Annotated in this window: 17 protein-coding genes; 10 read left to right on the top strand and 7 right to left on the bottom strand. The window is 57.6% G+C overall.

What is annotated here, in order from left to right:
- Positions 1–214: 214 nt before the first annotated feature.
- Positions 215–1,903: a DNA repair protein RecN gene (recN, locus tag VN622_15000; GenBank protein HWR37169.1), complete on the bottom strand. Its 1,689-nt coding sequence runs from the start codon at positions 1,901–1,903 to the stop codon at positions 215–217.
- A 370-nt stretch (positions 1,904–2,273) separates the two neighbouring features.
- Between recN and VN622_14995 the strand changes: the two genes are divergently transcribed.
- From VN622_14995 to VN622_14970, 6 genes are all read left to right on the top strand, one after another.
- The gene (locus VN622_14995; protein ID HWR37168.1) at positions 2,274–2,969 is read left to right on the top strand and encodes a MotA/TolQ/ExbB proton channel family protein; all 696 of its coding nucleotides are present in this window, start codon (positions 2,274–2,276) and stop codon (positions 2,967–2,969) included.
- Positions 2,970–2,979: 10 nt separating this feature from the next.
- Positions 2,980–3,411 carry a biopolymer transporter ExbD gene (locus VN622_14990; GenBank protein HWR37167.1) on the top strand — a complete coding sequence of 144 codons (432 nt, stop codon included), beginning with the start codon at positions 2,980–2,982 and terminating at the stop codon, positions 3,409–3,411.
- Positions 3,412–4,200 carry a TonB family protein gene (locus VN622_14985; GenBank protein ID HWR37166.1) on the top strand — a complete coding sequence of 263 codons (789 nt, stop codon included), beginning with the start codon at positions 3,412–3,414 and terminating at the stop codon, positions 4,198–4,200.
- Positions 4,201–4,254: 54 nt separating this feature from the next.
- Positions 4,255–5,583 carry a Tol-Pal system beta propeller repeat protein TolB gene (gene tolB / locus VN622_14980; GenBank protein ID HWR37165.1) on the top strand — a complete coding sequence of 443 codons (1,329 nt, stop codon included), beginning with the start codon at positions 4,255–4,257 and terminating at the stop codon, positions 5,581–5,583.
- A gap of 174 nt (positions 5,584–5,757) precedes the next feature.
- Positions 5,758–6,495 carry a peptidoglycan-associated lipoprotein Pal gene (pal, locus tag VN622_14975; protein ID HWR37164.1) on the top strand — a complete coding sequence of 246 codons (738 nt, stop codon included), beginning with the start codon at positions 5,758–5,760 and terminating at the stop codon, positions 6,493–6,495.
- A gap of 171 nt (positions 6,496–6,666) precedes the next feature.
- Positions 6,667–7,521 (top strand): tetratricopeptide repeat protein, encoded by an 855-nt coding sequence (locus tag VN622_14970; GenBank protein HWR37163.1) that lies wholly within the window; start codon positions 6,667–6,669, stop codon positions 7,519–7,521.
- Positions 7,522–7,686: 165 nt separating this feature from the next.
- On the opposite strand, the gene VN622_14965 is transcribed toward VN622_14970, so the two are convergent.
- Positions 7,687–8,013 (bottom strand): hypothetical protein, encoded by a 327-nt coding sequence (locus tag VN622_14965; GenBank protein ID HWR37162.1) that lies wholly within the window; start codon positions 8,011–8,013, stop codon positions 7,687–7,689.
- A gap of 468 nt (positions 8,014–8,481) precedes the next feature.
- On the opposite strand from VN622_14965, the gene VN622_14960 reads away from it, so the two are divergent.
- Positions 8,482–8,811 carry a hypothetical protein gene (locus VN622_14960; GenBank protein ID HWR37161.1) on the top strand — a complete coding sequence of 110 codons (330 nt, stop codon included), beginning with the start codon at positions 8,482–8,484 and terminating at the stop codon, positions 8,809–8,811.
- A 132-nt stretch (positions 8,812–8,943) separates the two neighbouring features.
- On the opposite strand, the gene VN622_14955 is transcribed toward VN622_14960, so the two are convergent.
- From VN622_14955 to VN622_14935, 5 genes are all read right to left on the bottom strand, one after another.
- Positions 8,944–9,984 (bottom strand): 2-oxoacid:ferredoxin oxidoreductase subunit beta, encoded by a 1,041-nt coding sequence (locus VN622_14955; protein ID HWR37160.1) that lies wholly within the window; start codon positions 9,982–9,984, stop codon positions 8,944–8,946.
- Positions 9,984–11,825, bottom strand: a complete 1,842-nt coding sequence (locus tag VN622_14950) for a 2-oxoacid:acceptor oxidoreductase subunit alpha (protein HWR37159.1) — start codon at positions 11,823–11,825, stop codon at positions 9,984–9,986. Before VN622_14950 ends, VN622_14955 begins: the two co-directional genes overlap by 1 nt.
- Positions 11,826–12,068: 243 nt before the next feature.
- The gene (locus VN622_14945; protein ID HWR37158.1) at positions 12,069–13,025 is read right to left on the bottom strand and encodes an acetyl-CoA carboxylase carboxyltransferase subunit alpha; all 957 of its coding nucleotides are present in this window, start codon (positions 13,023–13,025) and stop codon (positions 12,069–12,071) included.
- A gap of 164 nt (positions 13,026–13,189) precedes the next feature.
- Positions 13,190–16,663 (bottom strand): DNA polymerase III subunit alpha, encoded by a 3,474-nt coding sequence (gene dnaE, locus VN622_14940; protein HWR37157.1) that lies wholly within the window; start codon positions 16,661–16,663, stop codon positions 13,190–13,192.
- A 175-nt stretch (positions 16,664–16,838) separates the two neighbouring features.
- Complete coding sequence (locus VN622_14935; GenBank protein HWR37156.1) at positions 16,839–18,530, bottom strand: CCA tRNA nucleotidyltransferase; 1,692 nt, start codon at positions 18,528–18,530, stop codon at positions 16,839–16,841.
- Between the two features lie 250 nt (positions 18,531–18,780).
- On the opposite strand from VN622_14935, the gene VN622_14930 reads away from it, so the two are divergent.
- From VN622_14930 to VN622_14920, 3 genes are all read left to right on the top strand, one after another.
- Positions 18,781–19,266: a hypothetical protein gene (locus tag VN622_14930; protein HWR37155.1), complete on the top strand. Its 486-nt coding sequence runs from the start codon at positions 18,781–18,783 to the stop codon at positions 19,264–19,266.
- A 41-nt stretch (positions 19,267–19,307) separates the two neighbouring features.
- Positions 19,308–20,315, top strand: a complete 1,008-nt coding sequence (lpxD, locus tag VN622_14925) for a UDP-3-O-(3-hydroxymyristoyl)glucosamine N-acyltransferase (protein ID HWR37154.1) — start codon at positions 19,308–19,310, stop codon at positions 20,313–20,315.
- Positions 20,316–20,401: 86 nt separating this feature from the next.
- On the top strand, positions 20,402–21,196 hold the full coding sequence (locus tag VN622_14920) for a response regulator (GenBank protein HWR37153.1): 795 nt from the start codon (positions 20,402–20,404) through the stop codon (positions 21,194–21,196).
- Positions 21,197–21,221: the final 25 nt, after the last annotated feature.

The raw sequence follows: 21,221 nt of genomic DNA, 5'->3' as shown, positions 1-21,221 counted from the left end.
AATATGCCGAGGAGCCGACGATTACCGATGGAGGTTCAGGGATTAACTTTTCGGAAATAGCTCAAGCCACCGGCGCACGAAACCGGCCGCGCAAAACACTAGTCACAAGCCGAGTCATACGCAATGGCCTTAATGTGCGCTGGCCAGCGCACACTCCCAACTTCAACCTTGAACGATCTGGAGTCTGGGGGCCAATTGTAGGTTTTTAGGAGTGCTATGCGTTTGCCTTCAACATGGCTTCCGCATTCTTGAGTGACGCTTCTGTGAGCTTCGCGCCGGAGAGCATGCGAGCGATTTCATGGGTGCGTTCCCGGACTTCGAGTGCGCGGATGGAGGTGCGAGTCCGTCCATTGCTCTCACGCTTGTCGATGAGGAAATGCTGATCTGCAAAGGACGCGATTTGCGGCAGGTGCGTGATGCAGAGAACCTGCTTGGTTCGCGACAACTGCTTCAGCTTGCGGCCAACGGCTTCGGCGGCGCGCCCGCCGATGCCAGCGTCAATCTCGTCGAATACCAGTGTGCGCTGCGCGCCGGAGTCGGACTTGCGGGTGGACGCGGTTTTGCCGGCTTCTACGCTGGCTTTGAGCGCGAGCATCACGCGAGAGAGTTCGCCGCCAGAGGCGATGTGCTCGATAGGGCCAAGCGGCTCGCCCGGATTGGCCGAGATCAGATATGCAACGGAATCGAAACCGGTCGGCGCCCAGTTCCCTTCTTCGTCGCTACCCGACACTTCGATTTTGAAACGCGCCTTCATTGCGAGATCGTTGATCTCGGCCTCGACCGTCTTTTCGAGCCTGCGTGCGGCTTCGTATCGCTTGAGTGATAGAGTGCGCGCTGCTTTCAAATAGGCCTCGGCGGCGTGCGCGAGTTCGATGCGCAGTTCGCGAATCACCTCGTCCTTATTCTCCATCTCGTTCAGTTTGCGGCGGAGGTCCTCGGCATAGGCCAGAACTTCGGTGAGCGTCTGGCCGTATTTGCGGCGGAGACGGTCGAGCGTAGCGAGGCGGTCTTCGACTTCGGCGAGGCGTTCGGGCGAGGCGTCAATGCCGTCGGCGTAGTCGCGCAGAGTGATACTGATGTCTTCGACTGTAATGCGGGCCGATTCCAAATTCTGCAATGTCTCCTGGAACTTGGAGTCGAAGCGGACAAGTTCTTCAAGTTGCCGGGTGGCGGCGCGCATGGAAGCTGCCGCGGAGGCATCACCGTCATACAAACTGTCGAAGGCTCCCGACGCCGCTGCGAAGACACGCTCGGCGTTGCCGAGGACGCGCTTTTCTGATTCGAGGCGCTGATCTTCATCCGGCTCGGGATCGGCGGCGTCTATCTCCTTTAGTTGGAATTTCCAGAGGTCGAGCAGGCGCAGGCGATCCTGTTCGTCCTGCTCGAGATCGCCGATGCGGCGACGAACGGCACGCCAGGCGCTGTGTGCCGCGGCGACAGCACTGGTCTCGAGCGCAGCGGCGGCATCAAGCAGCGCAAGCCGATGCTCGGCGTCGAAGGCGAGAATCGATTCGTTCTGGGCGTGGATGATTGCAAGGTGTGCGGCCAACTGCTTGAGAACCGCCACCGTCGCGGGCTGGTTATTGATGAAGACTCGGCCCTTGCCGCTGGAAAGAATTTCGCGACGAACGATTAACTGAGCGCCGTCGTAATCCAAGCCGTTAGCTTCCAGTACCGGAACAACGGACGATTCCGGCTCGAAGACTGCGGCAACAACTGCCTTCTCAGCGCCATGGCGAATCGCGTCCGTGAATGCTTTTTCGCCGAGCAGGAGCGCGAGAGCGTCGATGAGGATGGATTTGCCCGCGCCGGTTTCGCCGGTCAAAAGGTTAAGTCCGGGGGCGAACTCGACGACCACGTTATCGATGACCGCGTAGTTTTCGACCCTCAGTTCGACGAGCACCGCAGACCCTCTTCGCCTCAAAAAGTTGAGCGAAGGATACCACAGCATTGGCACAGGCTCCGCAGCTTCGAACTCCGCGAAGAAGGGCGCATCTCTGCAGTTATCGAAAGCGAGAATTCAGGTATACCGCTGTGCCGCAACGAGCACAATGAGTGTTACAACTATAGCAACAGGCACACACTGCAAACATCGACGCGCCTCGCCCGGCGAGCGGGTCATACACTTTAGTAACCAATCCGGTTCTAGAGCCGAGAATTCGCCGGTTAAACGCGTGATAGACGCAGTCCAACGGACAACGTTTCAGTGCTATGGGCGGATGTCTTATCTATAATGAGAGCTGCGCTTTTTAGCACACCTGACTGAGAGTGAAATGGTTCAATCCTTGTTGCTGGCGAATGCCATTGGCGGCGAAATCACAAACCTGGTCCTGCAAACCGGTCCGGTCGCCAAGCTAATACTCATCATCCTGCTGTTGTCCAGTCTGTTCTCGTGGGCGGTCATCGTTTCCAAGTGGGGACTTTTCCGTCGCGCACGTGTGCAGAGTAGCCGTTTCCTTCGCGCATTCCGCAAGTCGGGTCGCATGCAGGACGTGGCTGCGGTTGCAGAGCAGTTCAAGCCAAGTCCGCTTGTCTCCGTGCTTGAAGGCGCGTACGAAGAGTTGCGGCGGCAGGGCCCTGCTGGCGCACGCAATACGGCTTCCATGCAAAGGGCAATGCAAATCGCTTCCAGCGAAGAGTTGAGCCGGTTGGAGCGCAGGCTGCCCTGGCTTGCCACGACAGGTTCGGTGACTCCGTTCATCGGTCTGTTCGGCACCGTTTGGGGCATCATCGATGCCTTCCATGGACTGGGCACGGCCGGTGCAGCTACGCTGCGCGCGGTTGCGCCAGGAGTTTCCGAGGCGCTGATCACAACCGCGGCAGGCTTGTTTGCCGCTATACCAGCCGTGATCGCCTACAACTACTTCCTGAACGAGATTCGGCAGTTCGGCTCACGCATGGACGACTTCAGTTTGGAACTGATGAATGCCGTCGAGCGTGCGCAGCCGACCACGCCGGAGCAGAGATAAGGCGGCAGCGATGGCGTTCACAAACAATCAAGGCCGAACGCAGAGTTCACTCGCCGACATCAACGTGACGCCCTTTGTCGACGTGGTGCTGGTGCTGCTAATCATCTTCATGGTGACGGCGCCCGTGCTGCAATCCGGCATTGAGGTTGATGTGCCAAAGACGCGCACGGTGAAGGAAATCACGGAGGAGCGCGTCGTCATCTCCATCGACCGGCAGCAGCGAGTATTCCTCGGCAATGATGCGGTCAACATCAACGAGATTGGGGACAAGCTGAGGCAGAAGATGCGCGACCCCGAGCGGCAGTCCATCTTCGTGCGTTCTGACGAGAACGTGCCCTTCGGCGCTTTCGCAACCGTGATGGACGCCGTGAAGTCTACCGGCATCACGAACGTGAGCATCGTGACTCAGCCGCTGAACGACAAGGGGACGAGCGCAAGATAGATGCCGGTCAACGCTGACATATTCGAAGAACGCGACGACTGGCGACGCCCGCTGGCCGTCTCGCTGGCGCTGCATGTATTGCTATTTGGCAGCTTGCTGCTCTACGCCGTGCTAACAGGCGGCACGGGCGAAAGCTGGGGCGGAGCGGGCAGCGGCGGTGGCGCGATGAGTGCCACACTGGTGAACAGCGTGCCGTTGCCGGCGAATCCGGAGGCGACGAACGTTCTGGCGACCGAGTCGAAGGGGCTGACCCAATCCTTGCCGAAAGAGGAAGTGAAAGAGCCGGATGCTGTGCCGATTCCCGACAAGGAGACAAAGCGCAAACCGGCACCGAAAGTGACCACGCCAACTCCGGCCAGGGAAGCGCCACGCGAAACGGCGACCGTCGATAACAAAATTCCGTTCGGCCAGGGCGGTCCCGTAAGCGGGCCGTATGGCGTGTTCAATTCCGGCGGCGCAAAAGGCGGTTTCGGCTTCAGCGGCGGCGGCGGAGATTTCGGTAGCCGTTATTCGTGGTACGTCGATGTGGTGCGCAAGAAAGTTTCGGAGAACTGGCTGAAGTACGAAATCGATCCGAGCATTTCAACGGCGCGCAGGGTTTACATCTACTTTGAAATCGGCAGGTCGGGCTCTCCGAAGAACGTGAAAGTGGAGCAGTCGAGCGGTATCCCGGCACTGGATCAGTCGGCTATGCGGGCATTGCAACGGATTGACACCTTCGGTCCGTTGCCCGGCGACTATCGCGGCAGTAGCGTCGCTGTGGAGTTCTGGTTCGATTACAAGAGATAGAGATGCAGCACTGCTTCGGCGATCTTCGCCGGACGCACGAGGACAGGACGAGGGATGAGGCGATATCTAACGAGTCTGTTTTTTCTTCTTCTTTTTGCCTGCTCTGCCATGGCACAGCAGGACTGGATCCGCACCGGCACCGGGCTCGGAGTGGAGAAGATCCGAGTATCTGCGCCTGACTTTGCTGCGGCCAGCACGGAGACGCAGACTGCGGAGCTTCTCACGGCTTTCAACAGTACGCTGTGGAACGACCTCGAACAGGCCGGAATTTTCGAGATGGTTTCGAAGAGCTTCTACCCGCTTGGACGGTTTGGCTCCCCGGCCGATGTCAGGCTGGAAGCTTGGGGCAATCCTCCCCCAAACGCCAGTATGCTCGCGTTTGGAAATCTTGGCGTGGGCGGCGGACAAGTCGCCGTGCAGGGCTGGCTCTACGACGTAAAGAATGCGCAATCGCCGCAGGTGCTCGGCAAGCAATATCGCGAGAGCGCTTCCGCAGACAATGCGCGCGCGATCGCACACCGCTTCGCCAACGAGATCATCTTCCGGCTTGGCGGCGGCATACAGGGGATTACAGAGAGCAAGATTTTTTTTGTTAGTGCGCGGGCAGGAAGCAAAGAAGTCTGGTCGATGGACTACGACGGCGCGAACCAGCACGCGGTAACGCGGATGGGCTCGATTTCGCTCTCGCCGCGAATCTCGCCGGACAACTCGCGGTTGGCGTTCTCGTCCTTCGCAAGAGGCGGCCCGAACGTAATGATGTGGTCGATGGAGCTTGGGCGCCTGGTGAGCTTCCCTTCCTTCGGCGGGACCAACCTGTCTCCCGCATGGTCGCCGGATGGAACCAGGCTGGCGTTCTCATCATCACGAAGCGGCGATCCAGAAATTTATACAGTGGACGCAAACGGCAGCGGGCTTAAGCGCATTACGGCCTACAAGGGGCCGGATGTGTCGCCCGTGTGGAACCCGAAGACCGGCTCGCAAATCGCGTTCGTCAGCGGACGCACCGGGCTGCCGCAGATCTATGTGATGGATTCCGACGGCACCAATTTGCAGCGCCTCACAGATGAAGGCTACGCGGTATCGCCCTCGTGGTCGCCCAATGGACAGTTCCTTGCGTTTGCCTGGATACGTCATTACGGGCCGGGCGCGCCGGGTGCGCAGGATATCTACATCATGGATGTAGCAAGTCGCCAGTGGGTGCAGTTGACCCACGATGGCGGTCGCAATGACTTCCCGTCATGGTCGCCGGACGGCAGGCATCTGGTCTTCCAGTCGGATCGCGCAGGTGGCGACCAGATATGGACGATGCTCGCGGACGGCAGCCAACAGAAGCGGCTGACAAGTGATGGAAAAAACTCACAGCCGAATTGGAGTTTCAAGTAGTAGGATTCCTTGTAGCAGGTTGTGACGGCAAACGGGATCCGGTATTGGACTCATAAAACGTAACCACGGAGCAGCCCCGGTGCGTTTTTGGCAGTTCCAGCCAGTACGCGCGAACGAAAGAGGACAGCTCCACAGACCAAGTGTTTGCGAGATTTCTCGCATGGAGGGTATGAGGTGAATCACAGCAGGATGAAGTGGGTGTTCCTGGTGTTGGCATTAGCTTCTTTGTTACTCGTCGCAGGTTGCAAAAAGAAAACTCCGGCCGCGCCCCCCGCGCCTCCGCCGCCCCCGCCGTCTCCGACTGCTTCTTTGTCGGCGAATCCGGCGACCATCCAGGCGGGTCAGTCAACGACGCTGACTTGGACGACGCAGAACGCGACGGAAGTCACCATTGAATCTGTTGGCAAAGTGGACGTAAGCGGTTCCAGCAGCGTTTCGCCAACGGACTCGACAACGTATCGCTTGACGGCGAAAGGTCCCGGCGGCAGCATCGACGCAACCGCCCGCGTCACTGTGACGCAACCGCCTCCGCCACCTCCGCCCGCCGCTCCGAGCCTGACGGACGAACAGTTGTTCGCGCAGAACGTAAAAGACATCTACTACGACTACGACAAGTACGATGTTCGCACGGCTGACCAACAGGTGCTCCAGCAGAATGCGAGTTTCCTTGCGGCCCACCCGAACATGACGTTCACGGTCGAAGGTCATTGCGACGAGCGTGGCTCGACGGAATACAACCTGGCGCTGGGCGACAATCGCGCCAACTCGGCGAAGCAGATGCTGGTGCAGTTAGGCGTACCGGCGGAACGCATTCGCACGATCAGCTATGGCAAGGAAAAGCCGTCTTGCACGGACAGCACGGAGCAGTGCTGGCAGCAAAACCGCCGCGCGCACTTCGTTCTAGCCAAATAGATACAACACGACCCGGAGCGCCCTACGGACGCTCCGGGCACATTTCACGACCGCTATGGTTTGCTCTCCAAAGCGGACATCAACGCAGTCCTGCAGGTCTGGCTAACTCGCCTTCCTGCTCCGACCATATTTGCCGGGAAGCAGCAGTTCGGCATCAAACTGGACAGCCTTATGAAATCTCAGAAACTAATCGCTTTGATTGCAGTGCTGGCGATGCTCATCGGGCCGGTAACCCCGGCTTTCGCCGTCAGCAAAGAGATCGTCCAGCTTCAAACACAGGTGCAGGCTCTGTCCGACCAGATGGCGCGCATGCAGCAGACGTTTGACGAACGCATGGGCGTGATGCGGAACCTGATCGAGCAAAGCACAGATAACGTCAACAAGCTTGCCGCCAGCGTCGATACCGTGCAGCGTTCCCTGCAACAAGAGAACACAAACACACAGGCAAAGATCGACCAGGTCTCAGGACAGGTGCAGTCGTTGCATGACTCGCTCGACGAGATGAAAGCGCGCATGGCAAAGTTGAGCAAACAGCTCGACGACATGAACGCCGCGAGCGAAAACTTGAACGCCGCGCAGCCTGGGATGGGTGCGGCTCTCGCCCCTCCCGCGGCACCTCCGGCCGACGTCCTCTACAACAACGCGCTACGTGATTACAACTCCGGCCGCTACGATCTGGCGATGGGGCAGTTCGCCGATTATCTGAAGTTTTATGCAACAACGGAGCTTGCGGGCAACGCTCAGTTCTATGTCGCGGACATCGAGTATCGGCAGGGAAATTTTGAGCAGGCAGTGAAGGATTATGACAAGGTCCTGGAACAGTATCCGAGTGGCAACAAAGCCGCGGCATCACAGCTGAAGAAAGGCTATGCGCTGCTCGAACTCGGACAGCGCGATGCCGGCGTCCGAGAACTGAACAGCCTGATGCAGCGCTATCCGCGGTCGATTGAGGCACAGCAGGCACGCGAGCGTCTGCGCAAAGCTGGAGTCACGGGCACGAAGCCCTCGGCCACCCGCCGCCGGTAGGCGGCGTTTATCGGCCGAGGATAAAAGCAGATCCTTCGCGTCGCTCAGGACGACGCTTCTCTTTTTCACGCAACAGTTTGCCAACAAACAAGGCCGCCAACGGCGGCCTTCTGTTTAATCTACTAACCGCTAATTACCACCAACAGCGGCGTGAGACCGCTCGGGTCATCGCTCTTGAGGGACGGTGAGGTTGAGGCTTCGCAAGCAGTAGCGAACTTCGAGCTGCATGTCCTTCACTCGCATGCCTTCCTTGACCATGAGTTTGCAGGACAACGCAGTATGCGTTGGTGTGCCCTCCCCCATGTCATAGGTAATGCGGCAATACTGGCACTCCTCATTCCAGCAGAAGCGCCCGTGCGCGACATCCTCGGCGGCCAGGTATTGCAGGCAGCGCAAGAGCATGTTGTTCTCGGCGACTTGGAACTCGCGCTCCTTAATGCGAATCGAGACGAGTTTTTGATATGGACGGAACAGGGTGCCTGGCGAACTCATTGCCGGGATTGTAGCCGGATGGCAACTGCAGCGCAAAGAGAAAGGCGGTTCCGTCGGCCGGGGAGACCCGGGAACCGCCTTTCCTGGCGAACCGATTCTCTCGGGAACGGCTCGCGCGACGGTGTGTAGAGTTCCCCAGGTAACGCCTGCGGGCACCCTCTTCCGCTCCACACACCAACAACTCTTGACCAGAATTGCCTTCTCTCGTCAGGCAATACGCGGTCGATTCACCAACTCTCCGCCCCACCCCTCCCTGGATCGAGGCGATCAATCTAATTGCGCAAACACGCTCGTTTCGCGAAAGTTTTGCGGAATCGAGAGCTGCATTTTCTGCTGGCAGCTCACGCTGAAGTTCGCATACATCCCTTGAAAGTGTGCGAGGAAGTGGCTAGCACGCAGAGGTTGGACCTGGGCACTTTGAGGGCAACAGCTGCGGTTTCCGGCACATCTTCCCTCTCGGAGTCACCCATGCCTAAACAGAAAAAGACTACGCGGCACGATAGCGATGCGAAGAAAGGCGGAGTCGAGCAGGACAGTCCGGAGCAGAAGGCCAACGTCGCAGAAGACCGTACGCATGTGCTGAGCGCGGACCAGGATGTTCCTAATAAGGCTCTGCGCGAAGGACCGGAAGGCGTCAATGTTCAACCGGAGGTTGCCGGTGGTGATCGTCCGGAGGCGAACCAGGGTAGGCCTCGTGATGCTGACGCTGATGCAGAAGCCGAGCTTCAGGATCAGGACCCCGGTGAGCGGCAGAAGCGAAACCAGGGAGAAGAGAAAGACGACCCCCTGGCAGCGTAGAGAGGCGGAGAAAACGCAATTTTTGAGGATGTTGTGCTGGCCCGTTTCGCTGGAGCTGCCAACCAATCGTGCTTATCAAAAGAAAACGCCTGGCTCGGAGGCCAGGCGTGATTCGCATTTTCCGCGATGCTGTTATCGGAGCTCATCCATGCAGGCGTCGAGTACGCTCTTGGGTGGGCGCACAAGCTCTTCCGGAAGTGTTGCCAGCGGTTGGTCAGTCATGTTCAGCAGATCGAGGAACGTAGGGGCGTTCTCGTTGATGTAGAACACGCCGGTGAGTACCTCATTTGCCTGATGTGATTCCATAATGCGCTTGACTGCTCCGATCCTGTTCGTCGGGTCATAGTCCTCTTCCAGCTTGCGCATGCGGAGCTGCGAGCCGTCGTGCATGGTTACGTTAATGCTGGTCCCCGGCTCGTAATCGATCGCGATATCTTCAAAAGAAGGCACAAAGCTTATCTCGTGCAGCGGCTCTTCGTGGTCCTTCATGAATTTATAAGACTTCGTGGAACCCTCATGATCGTTAAAGGTGACGCATGGCGAGATGACATCGATCATCACAGTGCCGTTATGCGCGATAGCGGCCTTCAGCATCGAGTGGAGCTGACGCTTATCGCCACTGAAGGAGCGTCCGACAAATGTGGCGCCGAGTTCAACCGCTAGCGCGCACGTGTCGATCGGCGGAAGTTCGTTGATGACGCCGGTTTTCAGCCGTGAGCCCTTATCGGCCGTTGCCGAGAACTGCCCCTTCGTAAGCCCATACACGCCGTTGTCTTCGATGATGTAGATCATCGGCAGATTGCGGCGCATCAGGTGTACGAACTGACCGATGCCAATCGAAGCAGTATCTCCGTCGCCGCTGACGCCGAGCGCAACGAGCTTGCTGTTTGCAAGCACAGCGCCCGTTGCCATGGACGGCATGCGTCCGTGCACAGAGTTGAAGCTGTGCGACCTGCCCATGAAATAGGCAGGGCTTTTCGATGAGCATCCGATGCCGGAGAGCTTGGCGACACGCTCGGGCTGTATGCCCATCTCGTAAAACGCGTCGATGATGCGTTCAGAGATAGCGTTGTGCCCGCAGCCTGCGCACAGCGTGGTCTTGCCACCGCGGTAGTCGACGACAGTGAGACCTGCGCGGTTTGTCTTGGCTGCAACTGGAGGTGTGGTGGCCATTACTTGCCCTCCTGGAAAACGACTTCATCAGTTACGGTTCGCGCATCGAGCGGCAGACCGTTGTAGTGGCGGACGCTGCGCAGTTTGCCGACTTCGGATGCCGGCAGGTCCAGCTTGAGTAGCTGCAACATCTGCGCGTCGCGGTTCTGGTCGATGACGTACACGCGTTTGTGTTGAGCGATAAAGTCGTGAACTTCCGTGCTGAACGGGAAGCCGCGCAGTCGAAGATAGTCAGCCTTGATGCCGTGCTCGCGTTCTAATTGATCGAGGCTTTCGATCAGCGCCCAGTGCGAGGTTCCGTAGGCGATGATGCCCAGTTCCGATCCATTGGCGCTCTCAAGAACAGGCCTGGAAACGAGCGTGCGCGCTGTCTCGAACTTCAGCGATAGGCGGTCCATGTTCTTCTGGTAATCGTCAGGGCGCTCGCTGTACTGCCCCTTCTCGTTGTGCCCGCTGCCACGAGCGAAGTAGGCAGCTGCGGGATGCTCTGTGCCAGGCAAAGTCCGGTAGGCTATACCATCGCCGTCCACGTCCTTGTAGCGGGCGAATGACCCGAGGCGCTCCAGGTCTTCCTTGCCGAGCACCTTGCCGCGACGGATGGGCTCGGTCGGGTATTCGAATGCAGGGCTCATCCAGTAGTTCATGCCGAGATCAAGGTCGGACATGATAAACACTGGCGTTTGCAAGTGTTCCGCAAGGTTGAATGCCTCACTTGCCATGGTGAAACACTCGGCAACCGAACATGGGATGAGCATGGGATGTTTGCTGTCGCCATGCGAGAGCAGTGCGACTTTCAAGATGTCGCCCTGTGAGGTACGCGTCGGCAGTCCGGTGGAAGGTCCCATGCGCTGCACGTCCCAGACGACGCCGGGCACTTCGACAAAATATCCAAGGCCGGCAAACTCGGCCATCAGCGAGATGCCCGGGCCTGCGGTGGCAGTCATGGAACGCGCGCCGGCCCACCCTGCGCCGAGGACCATGCCAATGGCAGCCAGTTCATCTTCCGCCTGAACGATGGCGAAGGTGGCCTTGCCATCCGGTCCAATGCGGTACTCCTTCATGTACTCAATCAACGTCTCAACCACCGACGAAGACGGCGTGATGGGATACCAGGTAACAACAGTCACGCCGGCGAACATGGAGCCCAGTGCCGATGCCGAGTTACCGTCGATGATGATCATGTCCTTCGTCTTGTCCATGCGCTGGACAGACCAGGGATCCTCTTTTGTCAATGAAGCAGCAGCGTAGTCGTATCCGGCCTTCGCGGCGTTCCAGTTCAGGTCAGCGGCTTTCACCTTGGTAGCGAACTGCTTGCGTACAGCCTTCTCCACCTCGGTTAAGTCGAGCGAAAGCAACTGCGCAACGACGCCGACGTAAATCATGTTCTTGACCAGTTTGCGCAACTTGGCTTCAGAGCAAACCGTGGCGACGATCTTGTCGAAGGGCACGGAGTAGAAGACAAGGTCTGAGCGCAGCTCTTTCAGGTTCAGAGGCTCGTCATACAGAACGGCGGCACCCGCCGAAAGCGACATCACGTCGTCCTTCGCCGTCTCTGAATTCATGGCTATCAGGAAGTCGATTTCCTTCTTGCGAGCGATGTATCCGTGCTTACTGGCGCGGATGGTGTACCAGGTCGGCAAGCCCGCGATATTCGAAGGAAACAGGTTCTTGCCCGAAACAGGGATTCCCATCTGGAAGATGGAGCGCAATAGCACCGTATTCGCCGACTGCGAACCTGAGCCGTTTACCGTTGCGACCTGAATGCTCAAGTCGTTCACGATGGGCTCCCGCCCTAATCGGCCAGATGCACGTTCGTGCACCGCTAAATCAGTGGTGGCCATGACACCGTCCTTCTCAAAAGAGCTGAAGAGTGAGACTGCTTACCAGCAAAGGGGACAATGCCATCAATTCTACAACAACCAGAATCACAGATGTGGATGACGTATGAACATAAGTCGTGTGACGACACTGCACTCGGGCTCAAGGTGAATGCCCGTCCCGCGTAGAGCAAATTCTATCCGGGTGGCCAAAAACAAAAGCCGGAGCAGAAGCCCCGGCGTTTGCTTTTCCGAATCTCGCAGATCCTACTCTTCCTTGTAGAACTGCGCCATCTTGCGGAATTTAGTGTAGCGCGCCTCGAGCATGGCTTGCGCTGTCATCCTCTTGAGTTCGAGGTAGTGCTTTTGTAATTCGAGGTCGAGCAGGTTCGCTGCCTCTTCATGATCATTGTGCGCGCCGCCTGCGGGCTCGGCAACGGTGGCATCAATAATGCCGAGTTCCGCAAGGTCATTTGCTGTTATACGCATGGCCTGAGCCGCAACTTCGCGCTTCATGGGATCGCGCCACATAATCGACGCGCAACCTTCAGGCGAGATGACGGAATAAATGGAGTTTTCCATCATGAGCACGCGGTCGCCAATGGCGATAGCCAGCGCGCCGCCAGAACCGCCTTCGCCAGTGATAGTTACAATCACCGGAACTTTGAAGCGAGACATTTCCCGTAGATTGCGGGCGATGGCCTCTGCCTGGCCACGCTCTTCTGCGCCCAGGCCGGGGTATGCGCCCGGAGTATCGACGAAGGTGAAGATGGGGCGGTTGAACTTCTCTGCAATGCGCATGGCGCGGAGGGCCTTACGATAGCCCTCAGGGCTAGGCATGCCGAAGTTGCGATGAACCTTCTGCTTGGTGTCGCGGCCTTTCTGGGTGCCGAGCACAAGGCACTCGTCTCCGTGAAAACGGGCCATGCCGCAGATGAGGGCTGCATCGTCGGCAAAGCCGCGGTCGCCATGAATTTCGCTGAAGTCGGTAAAGATGCGCTCGACGTAGTCAAGGAAGTACGGGCGCTGAGGATGGCGTGCCAGTTCGGTCTTCTGCCACGCACCCATGTTGGCGGTCACTTGGCGCCGGAGGTTCGATACGCGTTCGTGAAGCTCCTGTAGTTGTCGATGAGCTTCCTGGTTCTCTCCTGCTGCGGTTTCCAGTTGCTCGATCTGCTTCTCGATCTTTTCCAGTTCCTGTTGAGCTTTCGTGCCAGCTTCCATAATGGGTAGTTTCGTTTCCTCGGACGCGTTAATTTCTACCTGCACGGCTGATATCCAAAACTCCAGCACTGGCAGGATTCCTAACTGTTTCCATGATGGCGGTGCGGCGTCCTTGATCTGACTAACACCGGACGGCTTCCAGGCTGACGTCGTCATAGACAGCATCAGTCGACGATCTTTACGCTACCGCGTCCACAGAGTTCTTCTATGCGGGACATGAACATACGGTCCGGCAGGACATTATAGCCTTCCGCCTCCATCACAACCACGTACTCGCCCTTGCGCTCCAGATCGAAGAGCACCTTGGCATCGCCCCTGCACTCGGTGAAGATGCGATGGAGGGCTTCGATGGTCTCTTCCGTCGCGGTATCTAGCTGAATACGAAGGCGCAAGTTTCGTGGCAACTTGGGTTTGGCCTGCTCGAGGGAGGTAATCTCGGAGACAGAAATCTTTGGATTCGCGCCTTCTTCAACGCGCACTCCGCAACGAACGAGAACGGGAACTTCGAGCTTCACCTTTTCCGACAGGCGCTTGTATGCTTCCGGGAAGACAATCATTTCAACTGCGCCGTCCATGTCTTCCAGCATGGCATTGGCGTACAGATCACCCTTCTTCGACTTCATCACCTTGAGATTACTGATGAGGCCCGCCGTACATATCTCCTCGCCTTTGCCGGTTGGGCGCGTCATGGCGGCGATGTCGGCCGACGACTTGGCGGCGAAGTCCTGAACCTTGCCGGCATACTTCTCTAGTGGGTGTCCGCTGACGAAGAAGCCGAGAATTTCTTTCTCCGCCTGCAATCGCTGGTGCTCGTCCCAGTCGGGCACGTCAGGCAAGCTGTCTTCCTTACCCGTGGGCGTGCTCTCTTCGAAAATGCCGAACAGACCGTGTTGGCCGGAATCGGCATCTCGCTGAGACTTTTGAGCAAGCTCGATTGCTTTGTCGAGCACGGCCATGAGCTGCGAGCGTCGGCCAAGCGAGTCCATGGCGCCACTCTTGATGAGCGATTCCACGACGCGCTTGTTTAACAGCCGAAGATCGACTTTCTCGCAGAACTGGAAAATGGACTCGAAGCGGCCAATCTCCTGGCGAGCATTCACGATAGAGTCGATTGCATTGTGACCAGCGTTCTTCACGGCTGCGAGGCCGAAGCGAATGGCATTGCCATGCGGCGTGAAGTTAGCGGCGCTTACGTTGATGTCCGGCGGTTCGACGGATATACCCATCTCGCGACATTCTTTGATGTACTTGACGACATCATCAGTCGTACCGGTGACGGACGTAAGCAGCGCGGCCATAAACTCGACCGGGTAGTGCGTCTTGAGATACGCCGTTTGATAAGCGAGCACGGCGTACGCGGCCGAGTGCGACTTGTTGAATCCGTACCCGGCAAACTGCTCCATCAGATCAAAGATTTTTTCAATCTTCTTCGAATTATGGTGGCGTTCGTGAGCGCCGTTGATAAAGCGCTGGCGCTGCTTGGCCATTTCCTCGATATTCTTTTTGCCCATGGCACGGCGCAGCAAATCGGCTTCGCCAAGTGAATAGCCGGCAAGCTTGTTAGCGATCTGCATTACCTGTTCCTGGTAAACGATGACGCCAAGCGTTTCCTTGAGGATCCCTTCCAGCTCCGGCAATTCGTACTCAACCTTGCGGCGGCCCCACTTGCGCTCAATGAAGTCATCGACCATGCCGCCTTGAATCGGGCCAGGGCGATAAAGCGCGTTGAGAGCCGTGAGGTCCTCCACGGTGTTCGGCTTGTATCGGCGCAGCACGTCTCTCATGCCATGCGATTCGAACTGGAAGACGCCTGAGGTGTATCCAGCGTGAAAGACCTTCTCATAGGTCTGGGCGTCGTCCAACAGCAGCTTCGCGAGATCGATATCCTCGCCACGGCCCTGCTTGATGAGCTTGAGCGCGTCATCCACGATCGTAAGCGTGGTCAGACCGAGGAAGTCCATCTTGAGCAGGCCCATCTTCTCGACTGCCTTCATGTCATAGGCAGTTACGATTTCTTCGTTTTTCGTGCGATGAAGCGGGACGAGGTCCGTGAGCGGCTGTGGCGAGATGACAACTCCGGCGGCGTGCATACCCACATTGCGCACCATGCCTTCCAGCTTCTTCGCCGTGTCAATCATCTCCTTGATCTGCGGATCGCCTGCGTAAGCCTGCTCCATCTGCGGCGAGTCGGACATAGCCTTGCTGATTGTGACGCCGGGCGTGCCGGGAATCATCTTCGCAATGCGGTCCACTTCGGCGTACGGGATGTCCATGACGCGGCCAACGTCTTTGATCGCGGCCTTGGCGGCCATGGTGCCGAATGTGATGATCTGCGCAACCTGGTCGCGTCCGTATTTGCGCGTGACGTAGTCTATGACTTCACCACGGCGGTTCATGCAGAAGTCAACGTCGATATCAGGCATGGAGACGCGTTCCGGATTCAGGAAGCGCTCGAATAGCAACTCGCTCTGGAGGGGATCGATATCGGTGATTCCCATTGCGTAGCTGACAAGCGAACCCGCTGCCGAACCACGGCCGGGGCCGACCGGGATGCCCTGATCCTTCGCGTAACGGATGAAGTCCCAGACAATAAGGAAGTATCCTGGGAACTGCATCTGCTTGATGATGCCGATTTCGCGGTTGAGTCGGTCTTCGTACTCGCCCCAGCTCTTGCGCAGGCGACCCTGGGCCTGCCACTCGCGAAGCAAGTGCATGCGCTTCGCAAAGCCTTCGCGAACGACATGCTCGAAGTAACTGTCGATGCTGTGGCCTTCCGGCACATCGAATTTCGGAAACGGATTCTTCACCTTGTCGATGCGCGTGTTACAGCGCTCGGCGATTTTCATCGTGCGCGAGACGACTGCCTCGGCTCCGCTGAAAACCTTCATCATCTCGTCCGCGCTCTTGACGAAAAACTGATTGGTAGCGAACTTCATCCGGTTCGTCTCGTGGATTGACTTGCCGGTCTGGATACAGAGCATCACATCCTGCGCGTGGGAGTCGTCCTCGCAGAGATAGTGGCTGTCGTTGGTGGCCACCATCTCAATGCCGAGCTCCTTCTCCAGCCGAAACAGATCGGCGTGAATGCGCTTCTCCTCCGGCATACCCTGGTCCTGGATCTCCAGGAAGAAGTTCCCTTTTCCGAAGATGTCGTTGTAGGTAACGGCAGCATCGCGAGCGGCCTCGTACTTGCCTTCTGTAAGGCGTTCGGCGACTTCACCCTTAAGGCAGGCGGAAAGTCCGATTAGACCCGTGCTATGCTCTGCCAGAAACCCCTTGCTAATCCGTGGTTTATAGTAGAAACCATGAAGTGATGCTTCAGAGGTAATCTTTACGAGGTTGCGATAGCCTTCTTCGTTCTCCGCGACTACAAGCAAGTGGTTATACGAGTCGCCTTCCGGTGCCGCCCTGTGGTCTTCCTTTTTGCACACGTAGAGTTCACAGCCGATGATTGGCTTAATGCCCGCCTCTTTGGCAGCATTGGCAAAATGCACCGCTCCAAAGATGTTCCCGTGGTCAGTCATGGCAACGGCAGGCATGCCCAGTTCCTTGGCACGCTTGCAGAGGTCGGAGACGTCGCAAGCGCCGTCGAGCATGGAGTAATCGGTGTGCAGATGCAGATGAACGAATTCAGCCATTCCGGTTCCGGGAAGCCCTCTTCCGCCACGCCATCGTGCTTAACGCGTGCGGGTGTAATCATTGTACTGAGTAGGCGGCAGCTAAGGAACGCCCAAGCTCAGTGCAACCTGGAAATAAAAAGCCGCGCCAAAGAGGGGCGCGGCTTTCAACTGTTTCGATGATGCGCCTGCGTAATCAGCGACCCTTCTTGGCTGCCTTCTTTGCCGGTTTCGGAGCTAACCTTTTTGCAGGAACAGCCTTTTTCGCCGGCGCGGCTTTCTTGCTGGGTGCAGCCTTCTTAGCCGGGGCCTTAGGCACTGCCTTCTTTACCTGAGGAGCGTTCTTCGCCGCGATCGCTTTGCGTTCAGGCTGCTTTGCCGGAGCGGTCTTTGAAGGCGTCTTCTTGACAGCCTCTTCTTGAACCTTCTTTGGTTGCTCGCCGGGTGCTGCCGCCCCTTTCGTGGGCGAAGGTGGCGCCGGTGAGGCCTCCTTGAGCTTTCGTCCCTTCTTCCCAGAAACAGGCGGCAAGAGTGCCGCCGCTGCTGCTGCCGCGGCTTCGGCCTTGGCTGCCCGTCCGCGCTTTGGCGGCGGTGGTGGCGGCGGCGGTGGGGGCGGTGGCGAATACGGTTTCAGGAACTTGATGATTTCCGTGTGCGAGTGCAACTTGCCGTCCAGCATGAGTAGGAAAGCTTCTTCCGCGAGCTTCGGATATTCTGGCAGTTGGGGCGTAATTCGCAGTTCCGCCATCTCCGGAAGTGGCAATTTTTCTTTGACTTGCCGCCATTTGGTAAAAAAGTTCTTGATCTTCTGCTCGACCGCCTGCTGGCGTACAGTCACGTCCAGAAACAACAGGGCTTCCGGCTTGGCGGCTGAAAGTACCTGCCAGGCGCGGGAGGGTGTTGCAGCTTCTTTGCCCTGTAGTTTTTTCGCTAGTTCTTTGGCTTCGTCTTCCAGATGCTTCCAGGCATCTACGAAATCCTTGCGCGGAATCATGCGCTGGATCTCCGAGATGTCCTTGTCGCCAAAGCGTTTCGTAAGGAAGTACATAACGGCCGGAGCGGCATCGACGTTGTAGCCGAAATCGAGCAATGCCTGGCGCGTCTTCATCAACTGGCCCATTTCCGCGCTCTCTACCTTTGCGGTAGTCCAATGCGGATGCAGAACCTTCAGCCAGCCTTCCTTCTCGAGAATACGCATGACCTGCAACGGATCGTCTTCGAAAGCAATCTGTTCGATCTCGTATCCGATAGTCGACCTGCTGATGTACTCAATGTAGTTATTCTCTTTGGCAGAGTCGTAACGAGCCTGAGTGCGGTCCTCAAGCTGCCAATGGAAGCGGGCAGCAAAGCGCGTCGCGCGAATCAGCCGCGAGGGCTCCTCGTAGAAAGCATAGTTGTGCAAGACACGAATGACTTTGGCTTCAATGTCGGCGATGCCGTTGAATGGATCAAGCAGCAGCCCGCGCGAGCCGGGATTAAGCGACAGCGCCATCGCATTAATAGTGAAGTCGCGCCGGCGGAGATCTTCGTTGATGGTGGCTTGGGCCACGAGGGGCGGCTTGCCTGGTTTCTCGTAGGTTTCGGCACGCGCCATGCTGATCTCGGCACGAACGCTGCCCGGCAGCAACACGAACAGAACCTTGAGATGCTCGTCGAGGGCCTGTATGCGGACCCCGGCGCGCTCTAGTTCTTTCTGAAGTTTGAGTGCGTTGCCTTGTACCGTGAAGTCGAGATCGCGAATGGCGAAGCCACTGATGATGTCGCGAATCGCGCCGCCGGTAAGATAAACGTTCATGCCCTGCGCGCGGGCTATGTCTTGCACCAGAGTCACGCCGCGCATCTGATCAGGCGTGAGCCTGGTTTCCATGGTGTAAATGTAATCGGCCATTCGTTGATTACGAGACCACGATTAAGTTCGCAGTGGCGGTGGGGCAACAGCGTTGAACGCCCCGCCTTGGTCTCCTAAGTCTCTCCCGTTCATACACTTACGCACAACTGCAACTATTCCGCTACAAAGCACAGACAATAACACACACGGTTACGGTTTGGCTACACTTGGAATGATAAACCCCAATTTTTCCTGAAAGATGCGAAAATCAAGTCTTGCCGGGAGATTCAGCAACCGGCCGAAGCAGGTCATGGCCTCTACCCACAAAAAAGTGATTGTCCGCAAGATGGACCGCGATTTCATTACTGGATATGTCGGGTCTGCGGAGTTTATTTCCGACGGCAAATTGGAGATTCTGAACACGGCCGGAAACGTCGTCCTGATCGACCTGAAAGAAGTTAAGGGCGTGTACTTCGTTCGCGAGTTTGGAGATTCCGAATCTCTGAATCGAAAGACTTTTACGACGAGGCCGCGCGTCGAGGGGTTGTGGGTGCGACTCCGTTTCCGTGACAACGAAGTGCTCGAAGGCCTGATGCCGAACGAACTAACGCACATCGGTCCCGACGGATACTTTATCAATCCGCCGGACACGCGTTCGAATACGCAGCGCATCTTTGTGCCGCGCACGGCGCTTACGGAGTTGGCGGTGCTCTCGGTCATCGGCGGACAGGCACGTCGCCGCAAGGGCGCCGAAGATGTTCGGCAGGCGCCGTTGCCCATGTTCAGCGAGCCATAGTCCAGGGCTCTTTGCACTCCAGAAGGACGAAACCATACAGTATGAAGCTAAGCGAAATAGCGTCGGCAATCGGCGCACGCATTGAGAACACTACGGGCGACGTTGAGATCAGCGGCGTTGCAGGCATCGAGGAAGCGGCACCGGGGCAGATTACGTTCGTTGCGAACCCTAAGTACGCGTCGGCAGCGCAAACCACAAGGGCGTCCGCCATTATCGTGTCGGAAGACTTCCCGGCGCTGAACCTCCCGGTACTGCGCAGCAAGAACCCGTATCTATCATTTGCGCACGCGGTGGAACAGTTTTACTGCGCCCCCAAGTATGCGCCCGGCGTTCATCCTACGGCGGTTATTCACGCAAACGCCAGGGTCGGACGGAATGCCAGTATTGGCGCATACGTTGTTGTGGATGACGGTGTGGTGATCGGAGACGACTGCGTCCTGCTGCCGCACGTAGTGATTTACCGTGGCGCACAGATTGGCGACCGGTTCTTTGCACACGCCCATGCGATTGTCCGCGAATACTGCCGGATCGGGAACGATGTCATCCTGCAGAATAACGTCATTATCGGAGCCGATGGATTCGGATTCGCGCGAGACGAAAAGGGCTGGTACAAAATCGTGCAGTCCGGCGTAGTCGTGATCGAAGACGGTGTGGAGGTGCAGGGAAATAGCTGCGTCGACCGCGCCAGTATCGGCCAGACTACCGTTGCGCGGGGCGCGAAGATCGACACCCTGGTGCAAGTCGGCCACGGTTGCACTGTCGGAGAGAACACCATGCTGTGCTCGCAGGTCGGCCTTGCGGGTTCCACAAGGGTTGGCAAGAACGTGATCCTTGCCGGACAAGTCGGCGTGGCCGGACACCTCACAATTGGCGACGGCGCAATCGCGACGGCGCAAAGCGGCATCCCGGGCGACGTCGCCCCGAACACCGTGGTCAGTGGATATCCTGCAATCGAGAATCGACAGTGGCTGCGGTCCGTTGCCGTGTTCAACAAGTTGCCTGAACTCGCGAAAGCCGTGCGGCGTGCCGGAAAGAAAACGGAAGAATAAATTCTGGCCATCACACGGTGGCCAGAACGCGCGCATCCAACGACGCTGACGTTTACAGCCAGCCGCAAGGCCAGCGCTGGTCAACGATGACTGACGTAATCCAATTCGGAAAGAGCGTGCAGGGTGCGCAACCGGCGAAGCCCATCCGCGTTCTACTGCTCGATGACCGCCAGGAAAACCTTCTACTGCGCTCTACGATCCTGCGCCAAAAAGGCTATCAGGTTGTGACCTCGGCATCCATCGAGGAAGCTGAAGCGAAGCTGCAGGACATAGACATCGCTGTACTCGACTATCATCTTGGAGCAGGAAAGTTCGGGACCGATGTCGCGGACACGTTACGGAAGAAACGCCCGCAGGTTCCCATCATCATTCTCTCGGCCACTTTGGAGCGTAGGTTCGGCGGCATCGCCGACATGCATCTGCTGAAGGGATACAGCTCCGTCGATGACCTTGTCGATGCGCTGCGTTCCTTCGAAGCCAAAAAGCGCGGCAAACCCGTGGTGGTGGATGCTCGCGATTTCTTCTACTCGCGAATTAGCATGGCGATGGGCGACGATAATGTGCTTGAGATTCTCGACGCTGACGGCAACTGGCAATACGTTAACGAATACTTCGCCGCGCTCATCAGCAAGAAGCGTACATGGTTTCCGGGGCGCAACATTTTCGACCAGTTTCCTGATCTCGGCGATGAGTGGCGCGAAATCGTTCGCACCGTGGCCGACACGCGGGAGACGTACATCGATCGTCGCGGATCGCGAGGCATGCCGCACTTGCCGACAAAGTCGCGACACTGGAACTGGAATGTGCTGATCTTCCCTATCAAACTGCACGACAATCGCAATGGCGTCGTCCTCAGTGCGCGCCTGATCGAGAACAAATAAGGCGTACCTGTGCGCATCATCCCTG

It is taken from the genome of Clostridia bacterium (genome assembly GCA_035561135.1).
Lineage (GTDB): Bacteria > Acidobacteriota > Terriglobia > Terriglobales > Acidobacteriaceae > DATMYA01.
This window is presented reverse-complemented; position numbering and strand designations above follow the sequence as displayed.

What these genes read in the sequence shown, in the direction of transcription:
- VN622_14945 (HWR37158.1), bottom strand. Translation starts at nt 13,025, where the DNA reads ATGGAAGCTGGCACGAAAGCTCAACAGGAACTGGAAAAGATCGAGAAG.
- VN622_14960 (HWR37161.1), top strand. Translation starts at nt 8,482, where the DNA reads ATGCCTAAACAGAAAAAGACTACGCGGCACGATAGCGATGCGAAGAAA.
- VN622_14950 (HWR37159.1), bottom strand. Translation starts at nt 11,825, where the DNA reads ATGGCCACCACTGATTTAGCGGTGCACGAACGTGCATCTGGCCGATTA.
- VN622_14935 (HWR37156.1), bottom strand. Translation starts at nt 18,530, where the DNA reads ATGGCCGATTACATTTACACCATGGAAACCAGGCTCACGCCTGATCAG.
- VN622_14965 (HWR37162.1), bottom strand. Translation starts at nt 8,013, where the DNA reads ATGAGTTCGCCAGGCACCCTGTTCCGTCCATATCAAAAACTCGTCTCG.
- VN622_14990 (HWR37167.1), top strand. Translation starts at nt 2,980, where the DNA reads ATGGCGTTCACAAACAATCAAGGCCGAACGCAGAGTTCACTCGCCGAC.
- lpxD (HWR37154.1), top strand. Translation starts at nt 19,308, where the DNA reads ATGAAGCTAAGCGAAATAGCGTCGGCAATCGGCGCACGCATTGAGAAC.
- VN622_14970 (HWR37163.1), top strand. Translation starts at nt 6,667, where the DNA reads ATGAAATCTCAGAAACTAATCGCTTTGATTGCAGTGCTGGCGATGCTC.
- tolB (HWR37165.1), top strand. Translation starts at nt 4,255, where the DNA reads ATGAGGCGATATCTAACGAGTCTGTTTTTTCTTCTTCTTTTTGCCTGC.
- VN622_14930 (HWR37155.1), top strand. Translation starts at nt 18,781, where the DNA reads ATGGCCTCTACCCACAAAAAAGTGATTGTCCGCAAGATGGACCGCGAT.
- dnaE (HWR37157.1), bottom strand. Translation starts at nt 16,663, where the DNA reads ATGGCTGAATTCGTTCATCTGCATCTGCACACCGATTACTCCATGCTC.
- VN622_14955 (HWR37160.1), bottom strand. Translation starts at nt 9,984, where the DNA reads ATGGCCACCACACCTCCAGTTGCAGCCAAGACAAACCGCGCAGGTCTC.
- VN622_14995 (HWR37168.1), top strand. Translation starts at nt 2,274, where the DNA reads ATGGTTCAATCCTTGTTGCTGGCGAATGCCATTGGCGGCGAAATCACA.
- VN622_14920 (HWR37153.1), top strand. Translation starts at nt 20,402, where the DNA reads ATGACTGACGTAATCCAATTCGGAAAGAGCGTGCAGGGTGCGCAACCG.
- VN622_14985 (HWR37166.1), top strand. Translation starts at nt 3,412, where the DNA reads ATGCCGGTCAACGCTGACATATTCGAAGAACGCGACGACTGGCGACGC.